Raw genomic sequence first — 16746 nt, 5'->3', positions numbered from 1 at the left:
TAGCCTCTTTGATTAAAAACTTAAAATACTGCAATTTATTCGTCTGGATAAGCCACTTTTTTCAGTGCCTTAATATCTGCGTCTGGTGAGCAGAGGGAAATAAACTCGTAGCCATAACCGCGTAATAAATGACCTTTACGCACTGCAATCCAGGTGGTATTTACGCCGAAAATATCGGTTTCAATCTGCTTTAAACGGTAATCACGCTCCGGGTCATAAGCCACATCGTTGACAATGCCAACACCCATATTCATTTCTACATAGGTCTTGATGACATCGGCATCAAGCGCGGACATCACAATATCCACATCAAAACCAGCTTCTTCAAAAGCAGTATCAATCTTGGAGCGACCGGTAAAACCACCGTGATAAGTGATAATCGGGTAATGCGCCAGATCTTCAATACGCACGTGCTCTTTGCTTGCCAGTGGATGATTCTGCGGGGTAATAATACTGTGTTGCCAGTTATAGTAAGGCACGCTGGCCAGATTATCTTCAGTGGTGAGTGCTTCGGTCGCAATACCGATATCCGCTTGACCTTGCAGTAACATTTCCGTGATTTCAACCGGGCTGGCCTGTTGCAAAATCAAATGAACTTTAGGGAATTCTTTTTTGAATTGGCTGACAATTGGTGGCAACACATAACGCGCCTGGGTATGCGTCGTGGCAATCGTTAATGTGCCTTCATCGACTTTATTGAAATCATCCGCCAGACGTTTGATATTGTCGGCATCGACCAGCATGCGTTCCACAATGCCTAAAAGTGCCTGACCTGGTTCGGTTAAGCCCAGTAGGCGTTTACCTTTACGGATAAATAGCTGCACTCCCAGTTCATCTTCCAGATCTTTAATATGCTTACTTACCCCGGACTGTGAAGTATAAAGCGCAGCGGAAGCTTCAGTTAAATTAAAGTTTTGTCTAACCGTTTCTCGTATAATTCTTAATTGTTGGAAATTCATAATTCTCTTACCCTAGAAGAGGATGGGGCATTTTAAAGCCCCATCTTTTGATCTTAAGCGACCTGGTTTTCAAATAAATGCAAGTTCACCGCACTTAACCAAACAGTTTGATTTGGGCGGAATTGGTGCGCTCTCGCTTCATCAGGCGTCAGTAAAATTTCAATCAGATTGCCTTGACGGTCATTTAGCTCTGCAACGACTTTACCCGCGATCCATAATTCACGAATGAAAGTCGCTTGAATGGCATTGTCGTGTGGCTGTGCATGGATGCGTAGTTCATCTGGACGTGCGAATAAAATCACTTCACCTTGAGCGGCATTTTTTGCACCCTCAAATTGAATGCGGTCTTCGCCGAGTTGGATGAGGCCGCCATGGTTCTGACCTTCAAAACGGTTCGCCTGACCCAAAAAGTCGAATACAAATGGAGTTTTTGGTGTTTCATAGACCTCACGCGGTGAACCGATCTGCTCTACATTGCCTTTGTTCATTACTACGATCTGATCTGCAACTTCAAGTGCTTCTTCCTGATCATGAGTCACGAAGATCGAAGTAATATGCAATTCGTCATGCAGGGTACGCAACCAGCGACGTAGCTCCTTACGGACTTTGGCATCCAGTGCGCCGAAAGGTTCATCCAGTAACAATACGCGCGGTTCAACTGCCAGAGCACGTGCAAGGGCAATACGCTGACGCTGACCACCAGAAAGTTGAGCTGGATATCGGTCAGCAAGGAAACCGAGCTGAACCAAGTCGAGTAAACGTGTCACACGTTTTTTAATTTCCGCTTCCGATGGACGAGTTTTACGTGGACGCACACGCAGGCCAAAGGCGATGTTGTCAAATACCGTCATATGACGGAACAGGGCATAGTGCTGGAATACAAAACCAACTTCACGCTCACGCACATGAACATTGGTGGCATCCTGACCTTCTAAAATCACTTGGCCACCATCCGCAGATTCCAGGCCGGCAATAATCCGTAGCAAAGTGGTTTTGCCACAACCTGATGGACCAAGAAGCGCGACCAGTTGACCATCCGGGAAATCCAGCGAAATGTTTTTCAGTGCATGGAATGCACCAAAGTGTTTTTCAATATTTTGTACTTGAATACTCATGTGGGCATTCCTTAAGAAACTGTTGAATCTTCATTACGTTTGTCTTGTTTTTCCTGGCGCAGTTCCACCCATGTTTTTAAAATCAGGGTTACAATTGCGAGGAGAGCCAGAAGCGAAGACACGGCAAACGCAGCACTAAAGGTATATTCGTTATAAAGAATTTCGACGTGTAGCGGCAAGGTATTGGTTTCACCACGGATATGGCCAGAAACCACCGACACCGCACCAAATTCACCCATGGCCCGCGCATTACACAGAATCACGCCATAAATCAGACCCCATTTGATATTGGGCAGGGTCACTTTCCAGAAAGTCTGCCAGCCAGATGCGCCGAGTACAATCGCAGCTTCTTCTTCGTCGGTTCCTTGTGCTTCCATTAACGGAATCAACTCGCGTGCAACAAAAGGTACAGTAATGAAGATAGTCGCCAGGACAATTGCAGGCACCGCATAGAGGATCTTGATATCATGATCCATCAGCCAGGAACCCATCCAGCCTTGGGTACCGAAAATCAGCACCAGCATCATACCCGCGATTACAGGTGAAACCGAGAAGGGGAGATCAATAATGGTTGTCAGGAATGATTTACCGGGAAAGTTAAACTTCGCCACAGACCAGGCTGCCGCAACACCAAATACGACGTTAAGCGGTACTGCGATTGCAGCAGTCAGCAAGGTAAGTTTCACAGCTGACAAGGTATCCGGATGCACCAGCGCTTGGGTATAAACGCCAACCCCTTGTTTAAAGGCTTCAACAAAAACCAGAATCAAGGGCAGAATCAGGCAGCTTAAAAAGAAGATTAAGGCAATAGTGAGCAGCGTATAACGTACCCAAGTTGGCTCACGGGTTGCATCACGGGATTGCAACTTTTCAGCCAGCGCATTGCTGTTGGTATTTAAACTCATCGCGCAGTTCTCCCGGTACGACGGCTAGCCCATGCCTGTAATAAGTTAATCAGGAATAGCATCACGAAGGAAATCAGTAGCATGACGACAGCAATCGTGGTTGCACCGGCATAGTCATATTCTTCTAGGCGAGAAATAATCATTAAGGGTGCAATTTCCGTTTCAAAAGGCTGGTTACCAGCAATAAAGATCACTGAACCATATTCACCGACACCACGGGCAAAGGCTAAAGCGAAGCCAGTGATCAGCGCAGGCAGCAGAATTGGGAAAATGACTTTGGTCACAATCTGAAAACGGTTGGCACCCAATGCAGATGCAGCTTCTTCCAGTTCGGTTTCCAGATCGCTAAGGACTGGCTGAACCGTACGCACTACAAAAGGCAGACCAATAAAGATCAATGCCAGTGTAATACCAATCGGGGTATAAGCGACTTGAATGCCAATCGGTTCTAAATATTGACCAATCCAGCCGGTCGGTGCATATAAAGAGGTCAGGGCAATACCCGCAACCGCAGTGGGTAAGGCAAAAGGCAAATCTACCAGGGCATCGACAATACGTTTGCCCGGAAAGCTGTAACGTACCAGACACCACGCCAGTAACAGGCCAAACACTACATTGACCAGTGCAGCGACAATGGCCGCGGTGAAACTTAACTGCAATGATTTCAAGATACGTTCAGAGCTCAGGATTTCCCATAAGCCATCCCAGCCAATGCCCAGTGATTTAATAAAAACAGCTGACAGCGGGATCAAAACGATTAATGACAAATACGCTAGGGTAAAGCCTAGAGAAAGACCAAATCCTGGCAGCACTCGGGATCGCTGCGACATGATTACTCCTCAGAAGAGAGAAAGCTGATTGAAGTCAATCAGCTAAAATAAAAAAACAATTTGGGCACAAGCATAATTTGCAGCGACTAAAATGCAAATTTAAAATAACACTTGCTCTCATCAACTTTGCTGATATGGGGCATAGTGTTTTCTGAAATCAAATAGTGTTCAATTTCAGGAAAAGGGCCAAAACCAGAAGCGACATTGACATGACCGACTGCACCCAGATTAATTGGTTTGATTTTCCAGGTTTGGGCCAGTATGTGGGCATCTTCAAAACTTAACCAGGGATCATTTTCACTGATCAATAACGTGGTGGGCACCTGAAGCTTGAGCCGTTGAAAATAGGTGCTGTAGTCAGTCTGACTGTCGCGCGAAAAACCATTTTCCCCAAATCGTGCCGGATTAGCTGGTGCCACCAATAGCAGATTTTTTACTTTTGCATTGAGTTCGGGATGTTGGGCAAGGGCCGCAATACTGGTCAGACAGCCAAAGCTGTGTGCGACAATCTGAACCTCTGCTGGAATGGCTTGCAGAGTTTTGACAAATTCTGCCACCCAGACATCCAGTACCGGATGATTCCAGTCCTTTTGCTGCACACGGGAGCATCGCATCAGCCGGTGCTGTAAGCAGGTTTGCCAGTGGTTATATTCACTGCCACCTACACCGGGAACGATAAGCGTATGAATCATGTCGATGCTCCTGTATCAATCAGCCTGGAGGATTATTTCGCGCTGTTGGCTTTAACGATCTGGTCAAATACACCACCATTTTCAAAGTGGGCTTTTTGTACCTTGCTCCAGCCGCCAAATTCCTGATCAATCGTCACCAGTTTTAGTGGTTTGAACACATGCTTATATTTTTTTAAAGCGGCTTCACTACGTGGACGATAATAATGTTTGCCTGCCAGGTCTTGACCCAATGGCGAATACAGGAAGTTCAAATAACCTTGAGCCAAGTACTGGTTGCCTTTTTTCTTGGCATTTTTTTCTACAATCGCCACCGGTGGCTCAGCCAGAATCGACAGAGAAGGGGTAATAATTTCAAACTTGCCCGGCTGTTCGCGAAGGGCTAAATGCGCTTCGTTTTCCCATGCGAGTAAAACATCCCCAATGCCACGTTCAGCAAAGGTCGTGGTTGAACCACGTGCCCCGGAATCCAGAACTTTGGTATTTTTATAAATTTTACGAACAAATTCTTGCGCAGTCTTATCGTTGCCGCCCGCCTGATGTTTGGCCCAAGCCCAAGCCGCCAGATAATTCCAGCGTGCACCGCCTGAAGTTTTCGGGTTTGGGGTAATGATCGCTACGCCCGGTTTGACCAGATCACCCCAGTCCTTAATCTCTTTCGGATTGCCTTTACGCACCAGGAACACGATGGTTGAAGTATAAGGCGTCGAGTTTTGCGGCAATTTCTTTTGCCAGTCCGCAGGTAACAGTTTAGCTTTTTCTGCCAGCACATCAATATCGGCAGCCAATGCTAACGTTACGATATCTGCATCCAGACCATCAATCACGGCACGTGCCTGTTTGCCTGAACCGCCATGCGATTGCTTGAAATTGATTTTTTGACCGGTACGGCTTTCCCAGTATTTGCCAAAGTTTTTATTGACATCTTCATACAGTTCACGGGTGGGATCGTAGGATACATTGAGAAAATCACGTGCTGCAGCAGCAAAGGAAGTTGCCGAGATAACAGCAGCTAAAACCCCAAGTTTTAATGTGTTTGAAATGCTCATCTGGACTGAATCTCTGATATGTTCTGTAACATAAGCGCAGAATAAACTTATTCTTTATGCATAAAAAATAATTAAAAATGAATTTTATATGAAAAAAAGAGATAAATAAGCTCTTAAGTGTTTGAAATAAGAATGGCCTTATGAATAAAGGCCATAATGAACTGCATTTAAAGTATTATTTTGCGTGATTGGCTTTGACAATCTGATCAAACACACCGCCATTGTCAAAATGCTGTTTCTGAACCTTGGTCCAGCCACCAAATTCTTTATCAATGGTGACCAGTTTTAAGGACTTGAATACGGTACTGTATTGCTTTAATACATTCGCATTACGTGGACGGTAAAAGTTTTTCGCCGCCACAGTCTGTCCAGCAGGTGAATAGAGGTAATTTAAATAGGCTTTGGCCAGATGTTCATTACCATCTTTCTTGGCATTTTTTTCTACGATTGCCACGGGTGGTTCAGCCAGAATAGACAGAGAAGGAGTAATGATTTCAAATTTTCCCGGCTGTTCGCGGACGGCCAAATGTGCTTCATTTTCCCAAGCCAGTAATACATCCCCAATCCCGCGTTCAGCGAAAGTCGTGGTAGCACCACGTGCACCCGAATCCAGTACTTTGGTTTGTTTGTAGATTTGACGGACAAAGTCTTGTGCTTTGGCATCATTGCCACCTTTCTGGTGTTTGGCCCACGCCCAGGCAGCCAGATAATTCCAGCGTGCACCACCTGAAGTTTTTGGGTTCGGGGTAATAATGTCTACGCCTGGTTTAACCAGATCTCCCCAGTCTTTGATTCCTTTTGGATTGCCTTTACGTACAAGAAAAACGATGGTTGAAGTATAGGGTGTCGAATTCTGCGGGAATTTCTTTTGCCAGTCTTTAGGCAGCAAACCACGTTCTGCAATTTCATCAATATCTGCTGCCAGTGCCAGTGTTACAACATCTGCATCCAGACCATCAATCACCGCACGTGCCTGTTTGCCTGAACCGCCATGCGACTGTTTATAATTGACTTCCTGGCCAGTGGTTTTTTTCCAGTAAGCACTGAATTCTTTATTAAAGTTGTCGTACAATTCGCGAGTCGGGTCATAAGACACGTTCAGGAAATCTTTTGCTGAAACGCTTAAGGCGCTTGCTGAAAGTAGCGCTGCCAGTACCCCAATTTTTAATTTACGCGTGTTCATTTTTTGCCTCAAGTTTTTTAGCTTTTGTTAGATGAGGCAAGAATAGCTTGAGATTTTTTGCATAAAAAATAATTAAAAAAGAATTGGATGTGAGTAAAAAAGATATATAGGTGAAGCCTGAATCTGACTGCTCAATTTTTCATTTTAGAGGCTGCAAAATATGCTGTATTTAAAAAATGCCCAACAGGTCAGCCAGATAGATGTGCTGGATCGTGGCTTTCATTATGGTGATGGCTGTTTTACCACGGCCCGGATTCGGCATAACCGGATTGAATTATATGATCGTCATCTGGCACGTTTGCAAATCAGCAATCAAAAATTAAGCCTGAATGCCAATCTTGATCTGATTTCAGAAAGTTTACAGATTTTACGGCAGTCTGAACGTGAGCTGAATGGAACATTAAAGATTGTGCTGAGTCGTGGAATCGGTCAGCGCGGTTATAGCCTGCCGGATCATCCTGGAGATCTCTGGCTATTTTATTACCCTCAAACTGTACAGGAATTTAAGTTTGAGCAGATTCAAAGTGGCATCTTACAGCAGGCATTAGGATTGACGATGCCCAGTCTGGTCGGGCTAAAAACCTTAAACCGTCTGGAGCAGGTTTTGCTGAAACAGGAAGCAGATCAAAGCGGCTGGCCTGAGGCCCTGGTGACAGATGTACAGGGCGGTGTTGTCGAAGGGGTAAGCAGTAATTGTTTCATTCGTATAAACAATACATGGATTACGCCGGAACTTCGTTATAATGGCGTCTTCGGTGTCATGCGTGCAGAAATTCTAAAACGTATGCAAGATCAGGGAATTAGCTGTCAGCAACGCTGTATCGATATGGATGAAATCAACCATATTCAAAGCCTGTTTTTCTGCAATGCACTCAGCCCGATGAAAATTGTCACGCAATTTGAGCAGCGAACCTTGGATGGCGATGCTTGTATTGAAATTTTTAACCGTCTTCGATTGAACCAGATGTCTTAATATGTCAGCTTCCAAACCTAAAGCCAAAAAGAAAAATAAAGCGAGATTCTCCTCATCTTTCAAAGGAATTGCCTTGGTCCTGATGGGGATTGCTTTGATCTTGGCGTTGATCCTGAAAAGCAGTTTGTGGAAGGAGTATCCTGTCGAAGGAAAAAAACAGCTGCTCGCGATTGAATCTGGTCAAACCTATTCCGGTTTTATTGATCGTCTGGCCAAAGAAAATCAGGTGAGTTTTCCGATCATTCTCAAGCTGTATCAGCGCATCATGATTCATGACAGCATGAAAGCGGGCGTGTATGAAGTGCGCCAGGGCATGAGCATCCGTCAGGTCTTGGAGATGATTTCCGATGCAGACAATGCCCAGATGAGCCGGATTCTGGTGATTGAAGGAACGACTTTTAAGCAACTGATTGATGCCCTGAAGAAAAATGATCTGGTCACCAAAGAAGTGCTGCATCTGCCTACTGAGCAATTACTCAAAGAACTGAATATTCCGTTTTCACATCCTGAAGGGCTGTTTGCACCGGATACTTATTTCTTTGCCAAAGGTGAAACTGACCGTAAAATTCTGACCAATCTTTATCAGCGACAGATGAAAGCACTGGATGAGGCGTGGGCGAAACGTGCAACTGATCTGCCATATCAGAATAAATATGACGCGCTGATTATGGCATCGATTATTGAAAAAGAGACCAGTGTAGATCGTGAATTGGAACAGGTTTCTGGGGTATTTGTACGCCGTTTAAAAATTGGCATGCGTTTACAGACCGATCCAACAGTGATTTACGGAATGGGCGATAATTATAATGGCAATATTACCCGTAAAGATTTACGCACACCGACGCCGTATAACACCTATACTATTTCAGGTTTGCCGCCAACGCCAATTGCGTTGCCAAGCAAGAAAGCCATTGAAGCAGCCATGCATCCGGATAATTCTGACAACCTGTATTTTGTCGCTACCGGTAATGGTGGACATAAGTTCACGAGCAATCTGAATGACCACAATAAAGCCGTACAGGAATATCTGACGATTTTACGCTCGAAAAATAAGGAATGAGTATGTTTATTAGCTTTGAAGGCACAGAAGGTGTAGGTAAAACCACGCTCATTCGTTCGATCTATGAAGACTTTATCGCCCAGGGCAAAGATGTTATTTTGACTCGTGAACCCGGTGGAACCCCGATGGCTGAGCAGATTCGCTCGCTGTTGCTGGCTGTGAACCATGAAGAAGCCATGGCGCATGATACCGAGCTGTTATTGATGTATGCAGCGCGTGCCCAGCATCTGGCACAAGTGATTCTGCCTGCATTAGCAGCCGGGAAAATTGTCCTGTGTGACCGTTTTAGCGATGCCAGCTTTGCCTATCAATGTGCAGGTCGGGGTCTCAGTGAAACAAAGTTGCAATTACTCAATGACCACTTTGTCGCACGCATGCCGGACATTACTTTCTGGTTAGAAGCGCCTATTGAATTGGGGATGAACCGAGCACGTGAACGTGGTGCGCTGGATCGCTTTGAACAGGAAAAAGTCACTTTCTTTGAGAAAGTGAGAGCGGGATATGAAACTTTATGGCAACGTCATCCTGAACGGATCAAACGTCTGGATGCAACTCAAACGCCTGAGCAGGTATTTGAGCAGGCCTTAAGTTATTTAAAATAAGCTTGGAATTAAAATACTTTTTATTTAATTTTTCTCTAGGTTTATCTGTGAAGAATCTTCTATATTAAGACTGATATAGAAGATTTTTTTAATAAGATGAAAACGACCAAAACAGAGATAGAACAATTTTTACAACAAGAATTTCCACAAAGCCTGGAGAAGTGCCGGATTGAAGCCATTTCTCCGCGTGGAGCCACTCTACTTTATCAGGTGAGATCAGAGGAGTTGCGTCCAGGCGGTACCGTTTCTGGTCCAACCATGATGACCTTGGCGGATTTTGCTCTTTATGTCGCCATTCTGGGTGAAATTGGATTGGTCGGTTTGGCCGTGACCACTAACTTGAATATCAATTTTTTACGTAAACCTTCTGGTGGAACGGATATACGGGGAGAGTGTAAGCTGATCAAGGTCGGCAAGGCACTGATCGTGGGAGAAGTCTGGATTTATTCGATAGATCATGAAGAACCTGTGGCGCATGTGACCGGAACATATTCAATTCCACCACAACGTTAGATGTTTGAAAGTTAGATGACCACTCTAAATAGCCTAAGATACCTTTGAGCAGATAAAAATCTAAAAAGAAAAGGAGATATCACCCAAGGATGTTATCTCCATCCATTTTTAACAATTCACCAAAGGTGTTTCTACTTCAAAATTTGGTGGCACGAGGACTGTTTTGCGTAGTTCTGGTAGCAGCTCGGGATAATCCAAGGTGAAATGCAGACCGCGAGATTCTTTACGGTGCATGGCACAGCGCACGATCATCTCGGACACCAGCACCAGATTACGCAGCTCGATCAGATTTTTGCTGACCTGGTAATCCTGATAATACTCGGTAATTTCTTTTTTAAGCATTTCAATGCGATGTAGTGCACGTTCCAAGCGTTTGGTGGTGCGGACAATGCCCACATAGTTCCACATGGTCTGACGTAGCTCATCCCAGTTTTGCAGAATCACCACATCTTCATCCGGGTTGGTCACCTGAGAATCATCCCAAGATGGGACTGCAGGAGCTGGCTGATCGGCCTTGAAATTTTCCTGAATGTGCTTGGCTGCACTCATTCCATAGACAAAACATTCTAAAAGTGAGTTACTGGCCATACGGTTAGCACCATGCAGGCCAGTATAAGAGGTTTCCCCAATTGCATAGAGTCCAGCAATATCAGTCTGACTGTTTTCATCGACCACGACGCCACCGCAAGTGTAATGGGCTGCCGGAACGACTGGAATCATGTCTTTGGTAATATCGATCCCTAGTTCAAGCAAACGGGCATACAGAGTCGGGAAATGCTCTTTGACAAAGCTTTCATCTTTATGGGTAATGTCCAGCCAGACATGACGAATACCGAGACGCTTGATTTCATAGTCGATGGCACGTGCCACAATATCACGCGGTGCGAGTTCGGCGCGTTCGTCAAAACGCAGCATAAAGCGTTCACCATCAGGCAGGCGCAGATAAGCGCCTTCGCCACGCATTGCTTCAGTAATTAGGAAAGAACGTGCTTGTGGATGATAAAGGCAGGTCGGGTGAAACTGGTTAAATTCCATGTTGGCGACCCGGCAGCCGGCACGATAAGCCATGGCAATACCATCACCCGTGGCAATGTCGGGATTTGAGGTGTAAAGATAAGCTTTCATAGCACCGCCACAGGCAAGGGCGGTAAATGGAGCCAAGAAGGTATGCACTTTTTCAGTTGTTTCATCCAGGGCATATAAACCCAGCGCACGATTATCGCCGTCTAAACCGAGCTTTTGTGAACAGATCAGGTCAATCGCAATATAATTTTCAAAAATTTTAATATTCTGTTTTTCTTGAGCACGTTGTACCAGAGTAGTGGAAATGGCACGACCAGTCGCATCGGCCGCATGAATAATTCGGCGCTGTGAATGACCACCTTCACGGGTGAGATGTAATTGTTCCTGTTCATCGAGGGTAAATTGAACGCCATGTTTCAGCAGGAAATCAACCGAGGGTTTGCCACCTTCTACCGTCTGTTTAACCGCATCCATTTCACACAGTTGCGCACCTGCAATCATAGTGTCATCAATATGTTGTTCAATCGAATCCATTTCATCCAGTACTGCGGCCACGCCACCTTGAGCATAAAAAGTGCTGGCATCTGTCAGGGTAGATTTCGCCAAGACTGCAATATTAAAATGATCTGGGAGCGATAAGGCTAAACTTAAACCGGCACCGCCACTGCCCACAATAATGACGTCAAATTGATGGGTAAGGGATAAATTAGACATGTCCATCAGCTAATTTTAAAAAAAGTTTGGTAATAACAGCGCTTTTTTGTACAAAAGGCAAGCGTTGAAGTGCTCATTTATTGATGAAAAAAATTAATCAAAGCCTTAACTTAATGCTTTAATAGTGAGATATTGCCCAGAATAAAGTATTGAAACATATTATTACTTAAACTTTACAGTGTTTGTGATAAAACCTATTTACATAAATTTATCAACAATTTGAGTGAATAATTTATATGAAAATTCTAGACTTAAAAAAAGGATTATTTGCAGCGACCCTCACCATGAGTGCTGCACAGTTGCAGGCGGTCACGCCGGTTGATTTTTCAAATCTGGTCGAGCAGGTCAGTCCTGCAGTGGTCAGTGTCAATGTCGTTAAAAAAATGAGCGAAGAAGAGCTCTTACAACAACAAGTTCCGGAAATTCTGCGCCGCTTTTTTGGCAATCAGGTAATTATTCCGCAGCAGCGTATGCCGCAGGAAAAAACCGGTTATGGCAGTGCATTTTTTATCAGCAAGGATGGCTATCTGCTGACCAATCACCATGTGGTTGAAGATGCTTCCAAAGTCACCATTACCTTGAATGATCGCCGGGAAATTGATGCAACTGTTGTCGGCAGTGATGCGCGTACCGACGTAGCTTTGCTGAAGGTAAATGGCTCGAATTTTCCAGAATTACGGACTGGAGATGTCGGACGCTTACGTGTTGGTGAGCCTGTACTCGCCATTGGTTCACCATTTGGTTTTGATTATTCCGCTTCTGCCGGAATTGTTAGTGCCAAAATGCGTAATATGATGGGCGAAACTGCAGTACCTTTCATCCAGACAGATGTAGCATTGAACCCGGGTAACTCAGGTGGTCCTCTATTTAACCAGCGTGGTGAAGTAGTCGGTGTTAACTCACGGATCTTTAGTGGAACCGGTGGGTATATGGGCTTGTCTTTTTCCATTCCGATTGATGTCGCGATGGAAGTTGCAGATCAGCTGAAGAAAAATGGTAAAGTGACGCGTTCTTATCTGGGTGTAAGTTTGCAGGATATCGACCGTAACCTTGCTGAATCTTATAATCTGCCTAAGCCTGAAGGTTCCTTGGTGACTCAGGTTGCACCGAACTCACCGGCTGCACGTGCAGGTCTGCGTGCGAGTGACGTCATCTTAAAATACAACGGTACCCCAATTTCACGTACCAGCGAGTTGTTGAACTATTTGAACCGTACTGCGCCTCAGCAGCAGGTACAGCTTGAAATCTTGCGTGATGATAAACGCCGTAGTCTTTCAGCGACTTTAAGTGCGGCACCAGATGATACGCCAGCAAAAGCAGGCACGCAGGCTCAGCCGAACAAAGGGCCAGTGATTGGGGTTTCAATTCGTGATCTTAGTCCGGCAGAGCTGGCGCAGTTAGAAATCAAAGGCGGGGTGGTGATTCAGGATGTACGACCGGGTGGTATTGCAGCACAGGCACGAATTATGCCGAATGATGTGATCACGCAAATTAATAACCAGAAAGTACTGAATTCCAATCAGTTTGTGCAAGAGGTGTCTGAGCTGAAAAAGGGTAGCATCGCGCGTGTCACCTTGATTCGTCAGGGGCAGCTTGCGGTAGTCGGGATGCGGATCTCATAAGATTGCTAGATTTTCTTGAAAGACCGCTTGTATAAGCGGTTTTTTATTTTTTGCAATTTACCCGAGCGATAAATTCGGTAGACTTTATAGCCTTAAAATCATGGAAAGGATAACAGCACAGTGAGCGGTATTTTTGATCTTGCATTAAGGGTTCAAGCCAAACATATTGATGGTTTGGGTCATGTGAACAATGTGATCTATGTGCAATGGATGCAGGATGTCGCATCAGCTCATATTGAAAAACTGGGCTTGGGGCTCAAGCAATATGTGGAACTGAAACATGCCATGGTCGCGGTTGAGCATCAGGTGCAATACCGTAAGGCGGCTTTTGAGGGGGACGAGATTATTTTGCGCACCTGGCTGAATGATATCAATGCCTTGTATTCATTTCGACAATATGCATTCTATCGGCCACAGGATCAAACCCTGTTATTTACCGGAAGTACGCAATGGGCCTGTATTGAAATGGCCACAGGGCGCCCAAAACGCATGTCACCAACTTTTACCCAGGCTTATCAGCCACTTTCAGAACATGTAAATCCTTTTGATTTTTCAACTTTACATCTGGATTAATGAGGCAACATTTTCCAGTTTGATCAGTACACTTTGATAATATTGATGAAGAAGTGGAGTTGGGGAGCTATTTTCTAATCATGGTGATCCAGACATCATCTGACCGATGTGTACACGACATAGGGAATAAAGGAAAAAATATAATTCTTTTTCTAGATCACCATTCTGCTATAATCCTTCGCAATTTCTATTCGGCTTTTGTTATGTAATATTTTTAAATTACATAGCGCGTTTTTTTCTCAAGGTAACCCATGGCGCAAGCTAAAAAATCTGTTGATATTAAAAACATTCGTAACTTCTCGATTATTGCGCACATTGACCACGGTAAATCGACCCTAGCGGATCGCTTTATTCAAACTTGTGGCGGTTTGCAAGATCGTGAAATGCAGGCTCAAGTCCTTGACTCAATGGAGCTTGAGCGCGAACGTGGGATTACCATTAAAGCCACTTCGGTAACCTTGTACTATACTCATCCCAACGGTCAAGAGTATCAGTTGAACTTTATTGATACGCCGGGGCACGTCGATTTCTCGTATGAAGTATCACGTTCGCTTGCTGCCTGTGAAGGTGCCTTGCTTGTTGTAGATGCTGCGCAGGGCGTAGAAGCACAGTCTGTTGCCAACTGCTATACCGCAATTGAACAAGGTCTGGAAGTACTTCCGGTACTGAACAAGATCGACTTGCCGCAAGCTGAACCTGAACGTGTGATTCAGGAAATTGAAGATATTATCGGGATTGAAGCCACAGAAGCGCCGACCTGTTCTGCAAAAACAGGTTTAGGTATTGAAGGTGTGCTTGAAACACTGGTCAATGTAATTCCTGCACCTGAGGGGGATCGCGAAGCGCCGTTACAAGCGCTGATTGTGGATTCTTGGTTTGATAACTACCTGGGTGTGGTTTCTCTGGTTCGGGTCAAGCAGGGTCGAGTGCGTAAAGGCGACAAGATGTTGATCAAATCAACTGGTCAAACGCATATTATTACTTCTGTAGGTATCTTTAACCCGAAACATACTGAAACCGGTATGCTGGAAGCGGGTGAAGTTGGCTTTGTGATTGCTGGTATTAAAGATATTTTCGGCGCACCAGTCGGTGATACGATTACTCTGGCAGCAACGCCTGAAGTGGCAACATTACCGGGTTTTAAAAAGGTGAAACCACAGGTTTATGCTGGTCTATTCCCGATTGATGCCAGCGATTTTGAACCTTTCCGTGAAGCATTGCACAAGCTGCAAATCAATGACTCGGCCTTGTTCTTTGAACCTGAAAGTTCAGATGCACTCGGGTTTGGTTTCCGCTGTGGCTTCTTGGGCATGCTGCACATGGAGATCGTACAGGAACGTCTGGAACGCGAGTACGATCTTGACCTGATTTCTTCTGCGCCAACTGTAATTTATGAAGCGGTGATGAAGAATGGACAGACGATTTATATCGACAGTCCATCCAAAATGCCTGATGGTTCAACGGTTGAAGATCTGCGTGAACCGATTGCTGAATGTCATATCCTTGTGCCGCAAGAGTACTTGGGTAATGTCATGACATTGTGTGTTGAGCGCCGTGGTGTGCAAAAAGACATGAAGTTTATGGCGAATCAGGTTTCTATTACTTTCGAAATTCCAATGGCCGAAGTGGTCATGGACTTCTTTGATAAATTGAAGTCTTGTTCACGTGGTTTTGCATCACTCGACTATAATTTTGTCCGTTTTGAAAGCTCATCTTTGGTAAAAGTAGATGTGCTGATTAATGGTGAAAAAGTCGATGCCTTGGCGATGATCTGCCACCGTAATGATGCACGTCATCGTGGTATTGCACTGGTTGAAAAAATGAAAGACCTGATTCCACGTCAAATGTTTGATGTCGCGATTCAGGCAGCAATTGGTGCGCAAATCATTGCACGTTCGACTGTAAAAGCGATGCGTAAAAACGTATTGGCGAAATGTTATGGTGGTGACGTTTCACGTAAGAAAAAACTTCTGTCTAAACAGAAAGAAGGTAAGAAACGCATGAAACAGGTGGGCAGTGTCGAAATCCCGCAAGAAGCATTCTTAGCTGTATTAAAAGTCGAACGCTAAAGTAAGAAGGATATAAGCCCATGGATTTTGATTTTAATTTGATTCTTGTTCCTGCGACCCTGTTTTTTATCGCACTGTGGTTACTCGACAAGTTTGTCCTGAAACAGAGACAGACCCGGGGCAAGGGCAATGAAAATTTTATTATCACTTGGGCTTATGATTTTTGGCCAGTACTGACGATTGTACTGGTTCTGCGTTCGTTTTTATTTGAACCATTTAATATTCCATCCGATTCGATGGTGCCGACCCTGGAAACTGGCGACTTTATTCTGGTGAATAAATTTGACTATGGCATTAAACTGCCTATGGTCAATACCAAAATTATTGATACCGGTAGTCCGAAACGTGGTGATGTCGCAGTGTTCCGTTATCCACCGCAACCGACCATCAGTTATATCAAGCGTATTGTCGGCTTGCCAGGCGATCATATTGTTTATGATCATGGCCAGTTGAGCATTAATGGTGAAAAAGTAGCGAAAGTTCCAGTAGAATTTAGCCGCGAAAAAGACCGCTTAGATACCCCGAATGCTATTTATCATAAAGAAATCCTGGGTGAGCATACCTTTACCATGCGTGAGCTGGAAGGCGTGAATGTCGCTCGTCAGGCACCTTTTATTAACTATTTGGAAAATGGTAAATATTCAGGTGAAAATGGTTTATATTGGGAAGTGAAAGTGCCAGAAGGTCATTACTTTGCGATGGGGGATAATCGCGATCAGAGTGCTGACAGTCGTTTCTGGGGGCTTGTTCCGGAAGAAAACTTAACAGGTCGTGCCTTCTATATCTGGATGCATAAAGAACCTGGCTTTAAATTGCCATCGTTTGGTCGAAACGGAACAATCGATTAATTGTTTCAATCAGGAAAAT

The 16746-nt window shown here is 44.7% G+C and carries 16 protein-coding genes; 8 read left to right on the top strand and 8 right to left on the bottom strand.

All coding sequences use genetic code 11. The features are described 5' to 3' along the window. Window positions 1-35: 35 nt before the first annotated feature. The 7 genes from FTV08_RS00415 to FTV08_RS00385 all read right to left on the bottom strand — a co-directional run bounded on the left by FTV08_RS00415 (window position 36) and on the right by FTV08_RS00385 (window position 6730). Window positions 36-959, bottom strand: coding sequence for a CysB family HTH-type transcriptional regulator (locus tag FTV08_RS00415; RefSeq protein WP_180086195.1), 924 nt, complete (start codon window positions 957-959; stop codon window positions 36-38). A 53-nt stretch (window positions 960-1012) separates the two neighbouring features. Beyond that, window positions 1013-2074: a sulfate/molybdate ABC transporter ATP-binding protein gene (locus FTV08_RS00410; RefSeq protein ID WP_004279078.1), complete on the bottom strand. Its 1062-nt coding sequence runs from the start codon at window positions 2072-2074 to the stop codon at window positions 1013-1015. Between the two features lie 11 nt (window positions 2075-2085). Next, window positions 2086-2979: a sulfate ABC transporter permease subunit CysW gene (gene cysW / locus FTV08_RS00405; protein WP_114540881.1), complete on the bottom strand. Its 894-nt coding sequence runs from the start codon at window positions 2977-2979 to the stop codon at window positions 2086-2088. Then, window positions 2976-3809 (bottom strand): sulfate ABC transporter permease subunit CysT, encoded by an 834-nt coding sequence (cysT, locus tag FTV08_RS00400; protein WP_004279076.1) that lies wholly within the window; start codon window positions 3807-3809, stop codon window positions 2976-2978. Before cysT ends, cysW begins: the two co-directional genes overlap by 4 nt. A gap of 86 nt (window positions 3810-3895) precedes the next feature. Then, the gene (locus FTV08_RS00395) at window positions 3896-4501 is read right to left on the bottom strand and encodes an alpha/beta hydrolase (protein ID WP_114540882.1); all 606 of its coding nucleotides are present in this window, start codon (window positions 4499-4501) and stop codon (window positions 3896-3898) included. A gap of 32 nt (window positions 4502-4533) precedes the next feature. Next, window positions 4534-5547, bottom strand: coding sequence for a sulfate ABC transporter substrate-binding protein (locus tag FTV08_RS00390; protein ID WP_180086193.1), 1014 nt, complete (start codon window positions 5545-5547; stop codon window positions 4534-4536). 175 nt (window positions 5548-5722) lie between these two features. Continuing rightward, window positions 5723-6730: a sulfate ABC transporter substrate-binding protein gene (locus tag FTV08_RS00385; protein ID WP_005265774.1), complete on the bottom strand. Its 1008-nt coding sequence runs from the start codon at window positions 6728-6730 to the stop codon at window positions 5723-5725. 160 nt (window positions 6731-6890) lie between these two features. Between FTV08_RS00385 and pabC the strand changes: the two genes are divergently transcribed. From pabC to FTV08_RS00365, 4 genes are all read left to right on the top strand, one after another. Next, complete coding sequence (pabC, locus tag FTV08_RS00380) at window positions 6891-7703, top strand: aminodeoxychorismate lyase (protein WP_180086191.1); 813 nt, start codon at window positions 6891-6893, stop codon at window positions 7701-7703. 1 nt (window position 7704) lies between these two features. Continuing rightward, a complete protein-coding gene (gene mltG / locus FTV08_RS00375; protein ID WP_005247523.1) occupies window positions 7705-8763 on the top strand; it encodes an endolytic transglycosylase MltG in 1059 nt (352 codons plus the stop codon). 2 nt (window positions 8764-8765) lie between these two features. Continuing rightward, window positions 8766-9365: a dTMP kinase gene (gene tmk, locus FTV08_RS00370; protein ID WP_004645627.1), complete on the top strand. Its 600-nt coding sequence runs from the start codon at window positions 8766-8768 to the stop codon at window positions 9363-9365. Window positions 9366-9461: 96 nt separating this feature from the next. Beyond that, window positions 9462-9878 carry a PaaI family thioesterase gene (locus FTV08_RS00365; protein WP_164542957.1) on the top strand — a complete coding sequence of 139 codons (417 nt, stop codon included), beginning with the start codon at window positions 9462-9464 and terminating at the stop codon, window positions 9876-9878. Window positions 9879-9986: 108 nt separating this feature from the next. Here FTV08_RS00365 and nadB read toward each other — a convergent pair whose 3' ends face one another. Next, window positions 9987-11621, bottom strand: a complete 1635-nt coding sequence (gene nadB / locus FTV08_RS00360) for an L-aspartate oxidase (protein WP_180086189.1) — start codon at window positions 11619-11621, stop codon at window positions 9987-9989. Between the two features lie 230 nt (window positions 11622-11851). On the opposite strand from nadB, the gene FTV08_RS00355 reads away from it, so the two are divergent. From FTV08_RS00355 to lepB, 4 genes are all read left to right on the top strand, one after another. Continuing rightward, entirely contained in the window at window positions 11852-13237 is a 1386-nt protein-coding gene (locus FTV08_RS00355; RefSeq protein WP_064096210.1) for a Do family serine endopeptidase, read from the top strand. Between the two features lie 120 nt (window positions 13238-13357). Further along, window positions 13358-13810, top strand: a complete 453-nt coding sequence (locus FTV08_RS00350) for a thioesterase family protein (RefSeq protein WP_114540890.1) — start codon at window positions 13358-13360, stop codon at window positions 13808-13810. 251 nt (window positions 13811-14061) lie between these two features. After that, on the top strand, window positions 14062-15879 hold the full coding sequence (lepA, locus tag FTV08_RS00345; protein WP_004731667.1) for a translation elongation factor 4: 1818 nt from the start codon (window positions 14062-14064) through the stop codon (window positions 15877-15879). 20 nt (window positions 15880-15899) lie between these two features. Then, window positions 15900-16727 (top strand): signal peptidase I, encoded by an 828-nt coding sequence (gene lepB, locus FTV08_RS00340; protein WP_180086187.1) that lies wholly within the window; start codon window positions 15900-15902, stop codon window positions 16725-16727. Window positions 16728-16746: the final 19 nt, after the last annotated feature.

Origin of the sequence: Acinetobacter sp. YH12226, assembly GCF_013417805.1 — a bacterium.
Classification (GTDB): Bacteria; Pseudomonadota; Gammaproteobacteria; order Pseudomonadales; family Moraxellaceae; genus Acinetobacter.
This window is presented reverse-complemented; position numbering and strand designations above follow the sequence as displayed.